The sequence below is a fragment of the Nostoc sp. PCC 9305 genome (assembly GCF_963920915.1).
Classification (GTDB): domain Bacteria; phylum Cyanobacteriota; class Cyanobacteriia; order Cyanobacteriales; family Nostocaceae; genus Nostoc.
Genome location: NZ_CAWUDN010000023.1, coordinates 1 through 12753, shown reverse-complemented (window position 1 = coordinate 12753; position 12753 = coordinate 1). Strand labels below are relative to the sequence as shown.

Genomic DNA, 12753 nt, shown 5'->3' with positions numbered 1-12753 from the left:
AAAGTTGATTGCACATTTTTTAGATATTTTTGATTTGACTGCCACTGTCAATTTACTTTTTGATTTTAGGACATAAATAAATGCACAAAACTTTAAAAAGATTTACAACTATTTTATTATTGAGTTTTTTCTTAATTGTTTCTATTAACTTTGCAGTAATCGCCCAAGATACCCAAAATAAATCTCAAAAACCTATCTTCCTTCTTTCGTCTATAGACTTATGGAACTTGCAAGACCTATTACGAATTGTATTTTTTTTTAATTATACTCGTTTTGAGTATAATTATATTTTTCAGATGTACAGATGCTTTCCGTAGTCCAGGAAAAGAAGGTTATTACTATGATCAAAATAAAGATGAGCTTGTTTCTTGTTCCCCGGACAAAAAAAATCCATTTAGCTTATCACTATCACAATTCGCGTGGTGGACATTTATAATTATTGTCTCTTATTCCGCTATTTTCTTATTCACAGGAAAATTCACAAATATCTTCAGTAGTTCAGCAACTATCTTATTAGGAATTAATGCTGGAACACCATTGATTAATTCACTTATTGATGAGAGTAAGCCTGAGATTAAACAAAAAGGATCTGCAAGAACTAGTGAAAGTTTTTTAAAGGATATTCTATCGGATGGTAATGGATTTGATTTTCATAGGATTCAGGTAGCTCTATGGACATTGGCACTAGGATTGGTCTTTATTTATGAAGTCATAAATTCTGGTAAAATGCCAGAATTTGATTCATCACTTCTAGCATTACAAGGAATCAGTTCAGCTACTTTTATTGGACTTAGAACGACGGAAAAGCAACAAAATAAAGAACCCAAAACTTCAAATAAAAATCTTGATCAAATAAATCAAGACTCAGATCCAGAATAACTAAATTATTAGTTAAATGAGCTTTTAATTTCAAATATTATAACCAAAACTAATGACCGATTGTAATGCAGAAAAATCTCAAATTAAGATTCAAGTATTGATTTCAATACTCGATTTTTGCAGTAAGTTAGCTATCGTACTTGTTGCAATTAGATGGGTGACAATCGATCTTCCTGGACAACAAAAAGAAAGCGAAAACAAAGCTTGGCAATCAATAATTGCCTCTAAAAAGTTCATACAAGAAGAAGAAAAAAACAATGTAGAGCTAAGAAAAGATAATAAATCCTATATCAATAATTATGGAATTAAAAATGCTCTCGAATCTTTAACAGAAGTTTGTAAGTATGGTGAGGGCTTAGATTTTGCAATTCCCTGGAAAGATGACTTTATAGCAAGTACATTGGAAGGTATGAAATATGCTTTAGGGAAGCGCACTAGTTGTGTTTATCTATCTTACATAAAGCTAGATTCCTTAAATCTGGCATATATTCAGTTAGAAGGAGCAAGGTTAGCAAATGTTAGCTTTGAAGACGCTAACTTGTTTCAAGCAAACCTCAAAAATGCCGATCTTCAAAATGCTGTTCTTACAAACGCTAATCTCAAAAATGCTAATCTTGCAGGTACTAATCTTGCAGGTGCTAATTATGATGTGACGAAAATGCAAAAACCGAGTGTTTTTTTGTGTAAGACTGTTATGTATGATGGAACAATCTCGTATCCAGATGATGAGTGCAAACAAAAATTTGAGGATTGGAAAAAAAGCCTCAAATCAAAAAAATAATAGATTATCCACTGAAATCGTCTATGAGTCAAGAAATATAAAAACTTAAAAATAGCCAAACATTGCACTCTTTTGCTACTTGAATTGAGGACACTTAGCAAGATCCCGCAGGGTGTCTACAAAGAGTAAAAATCACTTTTTTGATTTTTAGTAAATGCGATCGTATAAAATTGTGTCGCAGTAGAACTTTTGGATTTTTTTGGGATGGTAGTATGATTAAATTGTATGTACAACTTTATTTTTTCCAAAGTGTTGAGTAGCTAACGACAGAATCGTGCTTTGTCGGTGATAAAATTATACACTTTTTTATTTGCCTACACGTTTAAACGCTACTACAAGCTAATGTACAATTACTCATGATTTTTTGAGTACTACCTCAAAAAAAACCTTTATTTAAAAGTTGCGCGATGACACAGACAACTACAGAGCGTCTATACTCTTTTGAAGAATATCTCGCTTATAACGATGGTACTGATAGCCGTTATGAACTGGTGGATGGGAAACTAGAACGCATGAATCCACCAACTTTTAGACATTTACTACTTGCTAAATTCCTTGAACAGACATTTGACACAGAAATCAATCGGTTGAGTTTACCTTGGCTATGTTTTAGAGAAGCAGGGGTAAGAACGGGATGGCGGAAGTCAAGATTACCTGATGTTTATGTTGTCACGGCTGAACAGGTAATAGAATTCCTTGATGAGTCTGCTGTTTGTCAGTCTGCGCCGATATTAGTAGTGGAAGTTGTCAGTCCTGATTCAATAAAACGCGATTACCGATATAAACGTTCTGAATATGCAGCGTTAGAGATTCCTGAATATTGGATTGTAGATCCAATAGAGTCAAAAATTACGATTTTATTGTTGTCAGAAGGATTGTACGAGGAAAAAGAGTTTAGCGGGAGTCAGCAAATTGTATCTGTAACTTTCCCCGAAATTGCACTTACAGTTGAACAAGTTTTGTCTGCGGGTAATGTTAGTTAAAAAATAGACCATCCCTTCTGCTAGTTATGACAAGACCGTAAAACTCTGGGCTTACTTAAATAACTTAGAGGATTTAATTGGATACAGTTGTGCTAACTTACGTGGTTATTTACACTCACCCAATGTAAGCCGCACTTTTGGGAAACTTTCGAGGCGATCGCTCAAATCCAAAATCCTCAATAAAATAGAGAAAGTAAGGGGCTAAAATCCTTCGTATCAGCATTTTTAACAAACAATCTCTGAGACAACTAAAGCTAGGATAAGAAGGTAGTCTGTTGCAGACAAGCTAACTATATGACATCCACATCGCGTGTTGTTCATAGCGACCCCGATATATTGGGGGGAACTCCTGTTTTTGTTGGTACTCGTGTGCCGATAAAAACCTTGCTTGATTATCTAGAAGCTGGTGACTCACTGGATGAGTTTTTAGATCACTTTCCCAGTGTCAGCCGTGAGCAAGCGATCGCTACTCTAGAATTAGCAAAGGAAATGCTAACCGCCTATGCGAATTCTGCTTGATGAGTGTGTTCCACGACCCTTAAGGCGTGAACTCACTGATTATGAGGTACGCACAGTTGTGGAAATGGGATGGTCAGGCAAAAAGAATGGTGAACTTTTACAACTGATGATCCAGGAGAGTTTCACGATTCTCCTCACAACAGACCAAAACTTACGATATCAGCAAAACTTGCAACAGGCTGGAGTTGCGGTCGTTGTTCTAGTAGCATCTAGTAATCGCCTACCTGATTTGCTTCCATTGATACCCAATGTTCGCAGTGTCTTAGCAACAATCGCTCCGGGTGTGGTTGTTGAAATAGCAGATTTTTAACGTGAGCTTTATGCAATAACTCTATTCTTTTTGATGATGAAATCTAATTCCTAAAAAGATGTCGTAAACAAACTCAAAAAAGTCCTTTTTCTGCAACAAGCCTGAAGTTTGATAACATCCTTTTTCATCTAACAGTGGCTTCATTACATAGTACGCGGGTTGGTAATTATACCAGGGAATAGAAGGCCACAAATGATGAATTAAGTGGTAATTCTGTCCCATAATCAAGATATTGAGAATCGGGTTAGGATAAACACGAGCATTTTTCCAGCGATCGCGCTCGGCAAAAGGACGATGGGGCAAATAGTCGAAAAATAATCCTAGCGCTATGCCCACCACAAAAGCCGGTAAAAACCAAAAATTCAGAATATAACCCAAAAAGTGGTACTGCACTGATATATAAACAATTACACCGATAATTAAACGGCTGATGAACCATTCTAGTAGCTCATATTTACGCCACAGTCGCCGTTGAAAGAAAAACACCTCGTGGTACAAAAACCGCACTGCAATCAGCCACAGAGGCCCGCCCGTAGAGACATAATGATCTGGGTCGTCTTTAGGATGATTGACATGTCCATGATGCTGTAAATGTACCCGCGTAAATACCGGAAAAGCAAAAGCTAGCATCAACGCACTGCCATGCCCTAACATTGCATTCATCACCCGGTTGCGATGGGCAGATTGGTGACAAGCATCATGAATTACCGTTCCAGCACAATGCAAGGCAATAGTATTAACGCAAAAGCATAGCCAGTGCGGCCATTCCCAAAGCCAGTAACCAAAGTTGGATAACACCAGCATGGATACAGCTACAGAAAACAACAGCAGCGTCGGATTCAAATCACCAGGAGGCGCTAAAAATTCCTTGGGTGGGATTGTCAGTGGCTTTTGTGCCTCCGATGCGATCATCTTTGAGATTGACTCCTTCTTGAGCAGACATTACGAATATACGATAAATATTATTGAATAATAAAGTTTTGCAAATTTTTGTATAGCAAGATTTATCCACAGCTTTGCATATCAGCAGATGAATAACGCTATGATTCCAGACGAAGCCTAATCTTTGCTGATAAGTGAGGTATGACAATCGGCAAAAAGTTTATGGAACAAACTCCTTCGTCCGGAGGATGGATACAAGATTGATGTAGTATATCTAGTCTATCCCACAGCCCCGACTCTCCCATAAACCCTCATCTAACTGCTTATATCTTATTGATATAGCAGTGACTGAAAAGGAGATGCCACTTAAGTTACGATGACTTCCCAGATAGCTCCCTAACTTCAGCCCCTATGCAATTACGAGATTCTCTGCGCCGGACAAAAATTGTCGCTACTATTGGCCCCGCCACTAGCAGTCCTGAAATGCTCAAGGCGATTATTGAAGCGGGAGCCACGACGCTGCGGCTAAACTTCTCCCACGGAACTCATGCCGACCATCAGCGTAGTATTCGCTTAATTCGGCAAACCGCTTTTGAATTAAATCAGCCAGTAGCTATTCTCCAAGACTTGCAGGGCCCAAAAATTCGCTTGGGGAAGTTTGACAATGGGTCTATAGTTTTGGCAAAAGGCGATCGCTTCACCTTGACAAATCGTCCAGTAGTCGGTACTCAAGAAATTAGCTGTGTCACCTACGATTATTTAGCCGAAGAAGTCCCAGTTGGGGCAAAAATTCTCCTCGATGATGGACGAGTAGAAATGGTTGTAGAGGAAATTAACCGGGACAAAGGTGATTTGCATTGTCGCATCACCGTGCCTGGTAAACTTTCTAACAACAAAGGCGTAAACTTCCCTGGCGTTTACCTGTCAATTAAGGCAATGACCGACAAAGACCGAGAGGATCTAATGTTTGGTCTAGATCAGGGTGTCGATTGGGTGGCACTTTCCTTTGTCCGCAATCCCCAGGACATGATCGAAATTAAAGAACTAATTTCCAGTACAGGCAAGCAAGTGCCAGTGGTTGCCAAAATTGAAAAGCACGAAGCCATTGAACAAATGGAGGCGATTCTGGCTTTATGTGATGGCGTGATGGTTGCCAGAGGCGACTTAGGGGTGGAACTGCCAGCAGAAGATGTGCCGGTACTGCAAAAGCGGCTAATTGCAACAGCAAATCGCTTGGGAATTCCGATCATCACCGCTACCCAGATGTTAGATAGCATGGTGAGCAATCCCCGTCCTACTCGCGCTGAAGTATCGGATGTGGCCAATGCGATTTTAGACGGTACAGACGCGGTGATGCTCTCCAATGAAACCGCTGTGGGTAGCTTCCCTGTAGAAGCAGTGGCGACGATGGCGCGAATTGCCGAACGTATGGAGCAGGAAGAAGCCCAACACTTAAACCTACGTTCTACAAGAGATGCCCGACGCTCCATTCCCAATGCCATTAGTCAAGCTGTCGGTCAAATTGCCGAACAACTAGGTGCAGCGGCAATTATGACCCTAACCCAAACGGGGGCAACAGCTCGCAATGTCTCTAAGTTCCGTCCTCACACACCAATTTTGGCAGTGACACCCCATGTAAATGTGGCGCGGCAGCTACAGATGGTGTGGGGAGTCAAACCGTTGTTGGTGCTAGGATTACCTTCCACTGGTCAGACATTTCAGGCTGCGATTAACGTGGCTCAGGAACTTAAGTTGCTGTCTCAGGGAGACTTAGTAGTGATGACTGCTGGTACACTCCAGGGTATTTCTGGCTCTACAGATTTGATTAAGGTAGAGGTGGTAACGGCAGTACTAGGTCACGGAATTGGACTGGGACAAGGTTCAGTGAGTGGTCGCGCCCGGGTGGCTAATACTGGTATGGATGTGAGTAACTTTAATCCTGGAGATATTTTGGTTGCACCCCGCACTAGTGCAGATTTTGTTGAAGCAATTCGGAAATCTGCCGGGATTATTACCGAAGATGAAAGTCTCACAAGTCACGCGGCAGTAATTGGCTTGCGTCTCGGTGTACCAGTGATTGTCGGCGTGAAGCAGGCAACGCAGGTGATCCGAGATGGGGCGATTATAACGCTGGATCTGCAACGGGGTTTGATTTACTCTGGGGCGGTGAGAACGGCTTAGGATTGGGGACTGGGGACAGAAGAAGGGAATAGGGTACAGGTTACAGGGGACAAATTATTCCCTGTAACCTGTAACCTCTTACCTAACCCCACATCCCAATCCCTTTATCAAACTGTTGCGATCGCTACCCCAAACCATCCAGCAAAATTTTGCTGCTGTGTGGAGTTAGGATGATCAACAGGTTTTACCTGATAGCGAGTGGGATGTGGTGATGCGAGGGTGATGGAATAAGTACGCAGCTCGTCTTGGTGAAAAACTGCGACTTGAATGGTATCGTTTGGTTGGTAATCTTTCAGGCGATCGCTTAAGCCACCCGCCGTTATCTTAATCCCATCAATTGCTAACAACTCATCACCTGCATCAATTCCCCCTATTTGTGCAGGTGAACCAGTCTCCACAAACTTAACGATCTCCCGCCCATTTTCTGTATTTATTCTCACACCCAGGTAAGGTTCTTCCTGCTGTTCGGCTACCAACTGCAATCCAAAGGGTTCTAAATACTGATTGAAAGGCAAATCATCAGTACTATCAATGTAGCGTTTAAAGAAATCAGTCAAATCGATTCCGGCAACAGATTCGATAACTTCTTGCAACTGTTCTGGGGTATAGCCAATTTCATCTTTCCCAAACAGCTGCCACATTTTCAGCATTACGTCATCGAGGGAACGCTGATTGTCGTGAGTAGAGCGAATCAGCAAATCGAGTAATAACGATACCATTTCTCCTTTTAAATAATAAGAAATTTGGGAATTACCGCTATTGGCATCGGGGCGATAAAGTTTTATCCAGGCATCAAAACTCGACTCGGAAACGGGTTGTACCTTGCGCCCCGGTGTAGTTTCATATCTGGTAATTTCCTTACCCAAGTTATTTAAATACGACTTAACATCATAAATTCCCGCCCGTAAAGGAATTAACAAGTCATAGTAACTAGTAGTGCCTTCACAAAACCACAATGATGGTGTGTAATTTTCTTGGTCATAATCAAAAACCTCTAATGCTTTTGGGCGAATTCGCTTGACATTCCACAAGTGAAAGAACTCGTGTGCAACTAATTGCAGAAAGCGATCGTATTTTTCCTGAGCGCGAAATCCAAAACGCTGGTAAATTAAGGAGCAAGAGTCTTTATGCTCCAAACCGCCAAAAGCTTGGCTAAATAAATGTAGCAGAAACACATATCGTTCATAAGGCAAACCGCCAAACATCTGTGCTTCTACCTGAATAATTTTTTGGATATCAGCAATCAACTGCTGAACTTGATAATTACCTTTCCCCCAGATTGCCAATTCATGGGGTTTTCCTAATACCTCAAATTTATATAATTGGTGGGAACCAATCTCAAATGGAGTATCTACCAGAGTATCAAAATCGCCAGCCAAGAAAGTATTTGTTTCCTCACCAACGGGAGGTAAGGCAGTAGTTACCTGCCATTCCGGGTGTGGTGGTACGATGGTGACGCGAATGGGTTGTTTATCCCAACCTGGTATTCTAAAAAATAGTGCCGCACCGTTGAAATAACCGTGAGTGGTATCTAAATGATTGGTTCGTACCGATAGCTCATTCGCAAAAATGCGGTAACGTATAGTTAATTCCGAAACACCTATTTTGTCTACCTGCCAGTGATTTTTACCGATCTTCCGCCAAGCTAAAGGCTTATCCTCTGCAAAAGCCTCAAAATCCTGTAAATTCTTGGCGTATTCCCGGACTAAATAGGAACCTGGTGTCCAAACGGGCAATTTTAAATCGAGAATCGGTGAGGAATAATCCACAAGGCGTAAAGTCACTTCAAACAGATGGGTTTCTGGTTGGGACATTGCCACCAGGTAATGAATCGTTGACCCAGTTTCCTCAACGTAGGTATTGGGACGAGTTGCTGTTGCTTCAGTCATCTTGTTTGCTGAGGTAATTGTTAATAAGCTACGCCCCACTGCGATCGCGGAGCATCCATAGAAAAGACAGTAATTCGTAGTTAAGACCTTACAGATAAATCCGCTTACTCTCAAATAAAGATTACACTTTATTTATTTTCCATAGCTAAAGTTATAGTACATAAATGCTACACGCAATTTGAGTACTTCAGCGATGTTTAATAGCTGCGATGTCTACGAAGGGCTACGCCAACGCACCAAAAAACCGCACTAGTAAGGCCAAGTCAAAAGTAAGCTGGATGGCGCAGATTCTCCGATTGGAAAACCCATTTTGAAAATATAGTTTTCAGGTACAAACTGTAGATGCTCAAATATAATACCCGTATCCTTGACTTCTCAACAGAAGTCAAAGTTCCATCTACTGAGCATTTATCGAAAATTGAAAATCCATGACCCCTTCCGATCTAAAAGCATATTTAGACAACCTTATCCGTAAAAACTTGCAAATTAGTACGATGATTTGGGGGCCTCCTGGCATTGGCAAATCAAGCATCGTCGGACAGATAGCTCAAGAGTATGATATCGACTTTGTGGATGTCCGCCTCAGTCAACTCGCGCCTACCGACTTGCGCGGTTTACCCGTTGCCGAAGATGGTATCTCCAAGTGGTATCCGCCAGTTCTTCTAAAATACTGACTGGTAGATTCGGATTCTTGGCAACTCCCCAACAAACTTCCCAAGATTCATCATGAGCTAGAGGTAGGTAAGGGAATTTCTGCAACTAGATTGAGATTTTCCAAAAGTAGCAATGGAAACACAGGATTATCTAGCAATTGGGACGGAAATTCTGCTCCCAGTTTCAAAAGTACATCAGATGGGGTGTTGGGGTTGCCTGCAACGGACTGACGGGTTATTTTGTCGGTAGATAATGCCAGTTCCCGCAACAGTTCTGGGTCAGTACTAGGTTCTGCTGCTACTAATTGTGCCTGGGTGACGTTTTTTGTCAGGGGTGGAGTGGTGTCATCCATTGGTCTAAATTTGTGAACTACTTACACCTCTAATAAGCAAGCCAACCGAAGCATCTTGTCGGTTGACTTAACTTAATACCAAAATTTGTATCGCTGAATAAATAAAATAATTACACTTTGCCAGCCAAATTCATCAACTGTTTGAAGTTCACAAGATAAGTGATGTTGTTGGCGCTATCAATTTTAATCCACCCTTTTTCATGCAGCTTTTCCATGATTTTGGTGGTTTCTTCAACGCCGATTTCTGTCACCTCTGCTAAATCTTTGAAGGGAATGTTAAAAATTTCTCTTCCTAAGTCTGATTCTTGACCATAGCTTTCACCCAAAGTCACTAGAGTATGGGCGAGTTTAACCGCTGGTGGTGAAGACCGCATTTGCAACCGCACGTTAATTTGCCGCAATCGCCGCACCATCAGTTGCAACATCCGGTGATGTAACTGCGGGTCTTTAAACAATATTTGAATAAACCGCTCTCTGGAAATACTCAGCAACTTCACGGGTGAAAGGGCAATGACATCAGTTGAGCGTGGAGATTCATCCAAAATTGCCATTTCTCCAAAAAAATCGCCACGCCCAAAAATTGCCAAAGCTACTGAATCGTCCCCGACGGTACGCCGGACTTTGACCCAACCAGAAACCACGAAGTAAACGGCGTTACCCCAGGCATCTTCCATCACAACGGCTCGCCCAGATGGGTATTCATGTTCAATTGCAACGTTGAGTAGCCATTCCAATGTCTGTGGATTGGCTGTACTCATTAAGGGGAAAAGTTCACTAAAAACCTCAGTTAGCATGAAATATTTGCAACAATAGGATTCAAGAGGGGAAACTAACTTTGCTACTATTAAGTTTGTTTAAACCGTAATCTTACTCAGAATACGATCGCAAAATTTGTATTTATTTAGAGATGAATCTCTAAGCTTTATCAGTCTAGGATTCCATTACAACATAACAATTATGTATGCTAACGAAATCAGCGTTTTCACTTACTGACCGATGATTTACTCTTTGTTGGTAAATTGCTATCTAGTGCCAGTATTTTGATCTGTTGGTCTAAATTCTTCACTAATTGATTCAGGGTAACTAAAGCCTCTAATTGCTGAGAATCAAGGCTAGGATTCAGTAAAAGTCGTTCTTGTAGTTCATGTAACTTAATGCTTAGTTGCTGAGAAATTCCTAAGGCATCGCGGCCTATACGTGTTAATTGCTGTTGTTGATAGAATTTTAATGCTGCTCCCCGTAATACTTGGAGTGTTGCCTCTTCGCCGTAGATTCCCGGCATGACTCGCAAGCGTAATAATAAGCGATTTTTTTGATATACGTATTCCTTTTCTACTTGTTTTGGTTCTGCAATGGTGGTTACAGGCAGGGAAGCAAACCGTTTTAATTCATTCAATACTCCTTGAAAAACTGAGAGCGGTAGTTTGTCTAATACAGACTGCAAAACTCCATTGTCACTCCACAGTATTCTGCCTTCGTAAGCTTGTCTTTCTAAGTACAGCCGACCAATTCCCCCAGCCAAGATTCGCCCTAGTAATTCTTCTAGTAATTTTTTTGGTGGTAGTGTTGTTAACAACTCAATCGGACTCAGTAGTTTGGAAGCTTGTGTAGGAAAAATAGCTAAATTGTTTGATGATGTGGCTTCAGAATCCTCTCCCGGTTGAGTTGTGGAAATAGGGGTCAAGAACGTCGTAGTTTGAGATGATTGGTCTAGCTCTGGGATAGGAGGCAAGTCTACCCGCTGCCCAGAATTTTGACGCTTTTGTGTCTGAAACGCCAGTAATACTGGTTGTTGATTTGATTCCGAGTCGGCATCTAAGGAAGGACTAAGTATGTCAGCAATCGTAGCTGGGCTATTTGTTGCGGGAAAGTCCACTGTTGGCTGATGCACTTGTTGGGCATCTAGCTGAGATGTATTCTTATGGTTGAGGTAGGCTGATAGTATTCTGCGGTGGGCATCGGCTGCGATCGCCTCAATCACCATTGTGCAATTGATAGAAGACAAAATGCGACCAACGTAATCTAGGGCTTCGCTCTCTTGTGGATGAACCATGCCTAACAAGAGGTTTTTGTCTTCTAATCCAAAGGGCAAAATTTGGTGGTAGAGGCAAGCTTCAAAGGACAAAAGATGATCGATTAGGTGGAATATTTGTTCGCGATCGCCTTTTTCCTCCCACTTAGTTTGAGTGGCAGTTAGCATTTGCTGTCCATTTGCTGCGGTATCATTTAGTTCGCCCTTTGAAGACAACATAGATTTGATTCGTTGGTGTTTACTTATATTTTGCCTCTAATTCAATAGGTAGTTAATAAAGATACTTTGTTAGATTGTTAAAATTTCAATTATATATACTTAAGTAAATGTAAGTAGAAGATGAATTTTAGATTATAGGCTAGGGATAATACTGAGAATTGGGCAAAAGAGTGCTGTTAGTGGATAGCTAGGGTTGAGCCAGTGCTGAGTTTTATTTATCTCCTTGTCCCCTTGTCTCCCCTGCTCCTCGGTTACAGAGGGTAGCCGTACCACTTGCCTACGGCACAAGCTACGTGCAGCGTCTGTCTGCGACACGCTGCGCGAACGTAGAGAAGTGCTGCTCTCCACTCCCTCATGCTCTATTTGCCACTACAAGCTACTCCTGGGTTCTTAAAGCTTGGGCTGTCAGATAGACTTTCGTCCATTCGCCTAGCACTTGATGGGTTTTGAGTTTTAACTGTTCGGCTATGGCTTCTATTGAATTACCCGCTTTCCGCAAAGCTAAAATCTGCCGCCCCAGAGGAGTCAATTTTTCATCAAGTTGCTCCCATTGGTTTTGTGTTAACCCCAAGTTATGTTCTTGCAAGGAAATTGAGAGCCAGCTATCTACGAGTTCTGGTTTACCTTTGAGGGCAAAAACACGCACAGCATGATAACTAATTTTTTCTCGTAGTCGATATACCTCTTTAGTCTGCTTATTCAGTTTCTGGGCGATGTCTTCCTGGGACTTACCTTGCAGATAGAGTCGTAGCCATTCCACTGCATCTGTTCCCAGATTTTCTTGTAAATAATCTTCAAATTCTTTTTGTACTGACTGGCGCAGCCCTTGTTGTTCCTCTAGTTGTTGTGCTTCTTGATATTCTGCGATCGCCTGACTATCGACTAAGTTAACTCGATTGTCACTGTCGTCTGTGAGAACTTCTTCTGAGACTAGCCGAACCAAATCACGCCCTGGCACTTGGGTTAAACCACCGCGCTGAGTGCGACGCAAATAATTCACAAATCGGTAAGCTAATAGCAGGGTGGTTTCATACAAACAGAGAAAAATGACAATAGTTATGGGAAGCGATCG

General features: G+C 41.4%; 12 protein-coding genes and 1 pseudogene. 7 read left to right on the top strand and 6 right to left on the bottom strand.

Annotated elements, in window-relative coordinates; genetic code table 11:
• Nucleotides 1–273 precede the first annotated feature (273 nt).
• The 5 genes from ACM0OX_RS10925 to ACM0OX_RS10905 all read left to right on the top strand — a co-directional run bounded on the left by ACM0OX_RS10925 (nucleotide 274) and on the right by ACM0OX_RS10905 (nucleotide 3472).
• Complete coding sequence (locus ACM0OX_RS10925) at nucleotides 274–879, top strand: hypothetical protein (protein WP_414514896.1); 606 nt, start codon at nucleotides 274–276, stop codon at nucleotides 877–879.
• Between the two features lie 52 nt (nucleotides 880–931).
• A complete protein-coding gene (locus ACM0OX_RS10920) occupies nucleotides 932–1660 on the top strand; it encodes a pentapeptide repeat-containing protein (RefSeq protein WP_414514895.1) in 729 nt (242 codons plus the stop codon).
• Nucleotides 1661–2067: 407 nt separating this feature from the next.
• The gene (locus ACM0OX_RS10915; RefSeq protein ID WP_414514894.1) at nucleotides 2068–2643 is read left to right on the top strand and encodes a Uma2 family endonuclease; all 576 of its coding nucleotides are present in this window, start codon (nucleotides 2068–2070) and stop codon (nucleotides 2641–2643) included.
• A 294-nt stretch (nucleotides 2644–2937) separates the two neighbouring features.
• Nucleotides 2938–3162 carry a DUF433 domain-containing protein gene (locus ACM0OX_RS10910; RefSeq protein ID WP_335139642.1) on the top strand — a complete coding sequence of 75 codons (225 nt, stop codon included), beginning with the start codon at nucleotides 2938–2940 and terminating at the stop codon, nucleotides 3160–3162.
• Nucleotides 3146–3472: a DUF5615 family PIN-like protein gene (locus tag ACM0OX_RS10905; protein WP_414514893.1), complete on the top strand. Its 327-nt coding sequence runs from the start codon at nucleotides 3146–3148 to the stop codon at nucleotides 3470–3472. Before ACM0OX_RS10910 ends, ACM0OX_RS10905 begins: the two co-directional genes overlap by 17 nt.
• Nucleotides 3473–3493: 21 nt before the next feature.
• Here the strand turns inward: ACM0OX_RS10905 and crtR are convergent, their stop codons facing one another.
• Complete coding sequence (gene crtR / locus ACM0OX_RS10900) at nucleotides 3494–4384, bottom strand: beta-carotene hydroxylase (protein WP_414514892.1); 891 nt, start codon at nucleotides 4382–4384, stop codon at nucleotides 3494–3496.
• Nucleotides 4385–4765: 381 nt separating this feature from the next.
• On the opposite strand from crtR, the gene pyk reads away from it, so the two are divergent.
• Nucleotides 4766–6535: a pyruvate kinase gene (pyk, locus tag ACM0OX_RS10895; protein ID WP_414514891.1), complete on the top strand. Its 1770-nt coding sequence runs from the start codon at nucleotides 4766–4768 to the stop codon at nucleotides 6533–6535.
• A gap of 107 nt (nucleotides 6536–6642) precedes the next feature.
• Here pyk and ACM0OX_RS10890 read toward each other — a convergent pair whose 3' ends face one another.
• On the bottom strand, nucleotides 6643–8424 hold the full coding sequence (locus ACM0OX_RS10890) for a M61 family metallopeptidase (protein ID WP_414514890.1): 1782 nt from the start codon (nucleotides 8422–8424) through the stop codon (nucleotides 6643–6645).
• A gap of 428 nt (nucleotides 8425–8852) precedes the next feature.
• Between ACM0OX_RS10890 and ACM0OX_RS10885 the strand changes: the two genes are divergently transcribed.
• Complete coding sequence (locus ACM0OX_RS10885; protein WP_414514889.1) at nucleotides 8853–9098, top strand: AAA family ATPase; 246 nt, start codon at nucleotides 8853–8855, stop codon at nucleotides 9096–9098.
• A 50-nt stretch (nucleotides 9099–9148) separates the two neighbouring features.
• Here the strand turns inward: ACM0OX_RS10885 and ACM0OX_RS10880 are convergent, their stop codons facing one another.
• From ACM0OX_RS10880 to ACM0OX_RS10865, 4 genes and pseudogenes are all read right to left on the bottom strand, one after another.
• Nucleotides 9149–9430, bottom strand: coding sequence for a hypothetical protein (locus ACM0OX_RS10880; protein ID WP_414514888.1), 282 nt, complete (start codon nucleotides 9428–9430; stop codon nucleotides 9149–9151).
• A 110-nt stretch (nucleotides 9431–9540) separates the two neighbouring features.
• Entirely contained in the window at nucleotides 9541–10224 is a 684-nt protein-coding gene (locus ACM0OX_RS10875; protein ID WP_335189432.1) for a Crp/Fnr family transcriptional regulator, read from the bottom strand.
• Between the two features lie 188 nt (nucleotides 10225–10412).
• Nucleotides 10413–11681 (bottom strand): pilus assembly protein PilB, encoded by a 1269-nt coding sequence (locus ACM0OX_RS10870; RefSeq protein ID WP_414514938.1) that lies wholly within the window; start codon nucleotides 11679–11681, stop codon nucleotides 10413–10415.
• A gap of 376 nt (nucleotides 11682–12057) precedes the next feature.
• Nucleotides 12058–12753 (bottom strand): annotated as a pseudogene (locus ACM0OX_RS10865) (hypothetical protein); the annotation flags it as partial.

Excerpts from the sequence above, each read along its gene's own strand:
- ACM0OX_RS10920 (WP_414514895.1), top strand. The coding sequence starts at position 932 with ATGACCGATTGTAATGCAGAAAAATCTCAAATTAAGATTCAAGTATTG.
- ACM0OX_RS10915 (WP_414514894.1), top strand. The coding sequence starts at position 2,068 with ATGACACAGACAACTACAGAGCGTCTATACTCTTTTGAAGAATATCTC.
- ACM0OX_RS10910 (WP_335139642.1), top strand. The coding sequence starts at position 2,938 with ATGACATCCACATCGCGTGTTGTTCATAGCGACCCCGATATATTGGGG.
- ACM0OX_RS10905 (WP_414514893.1), top strand. The coding sequence starts at position 3,146 with ATGCGAATTCTGCTTGATGAGTGTGTTCCACGACCCTTAAGGCGTGAA.
- crtR (WP_414514892.1), bottom strand. The coding sequence starts at position 4,384 with ATGATCGCATCGGAGGCACAAAAGCCACTGACAATCCCACCCAAGGAA.
- pyk (WP_414514891.1), top strand. The coding sequence starts at position 4,766 with ATGCAATTACGAGATTCTCTGCGCCGGACAAAAATTGTCGCTACTATT.
- ACM0OX_RS10890 (WP_414514890.1), bottom strand. The coding sequence starts at position 8,424 with ATGACTGAAGCAACAGCAACTCGTCCCAATACCTACGTTGAGGAAACT.
- ACM0OX_RS10885 (WP_414514889.1), top strand. The coding sequence starts at position 8,853 with ATGACCCCTTCCGATCTAAAAGCATATTTAGACAACCTTATCCGTAAA.
- ACM0OX_RS10880 (WP_414514888.1), bottom strand. The coding sequence starts at position 9,430 with ATGGATGACACCACTCCACCCCTGACAAAAAACGTCACCCAGGCACAA.
- ACM0OX_RS10875 (WP_335189432.1), bottom strand. The coding sequence starts at position 10,224 with ATGCTAACTGAGGTTTTTAGTGAACTTTTCCCCTTAATGAGTACAGCC.
- ACM0OX_RS10870 (WP_414514938.1), bottom strand. The coding sequence starts at position 11,681 with ATGTTGTCTTCAAAGGGCGAACTAAATGATACCGCAGCAAATGGACAG.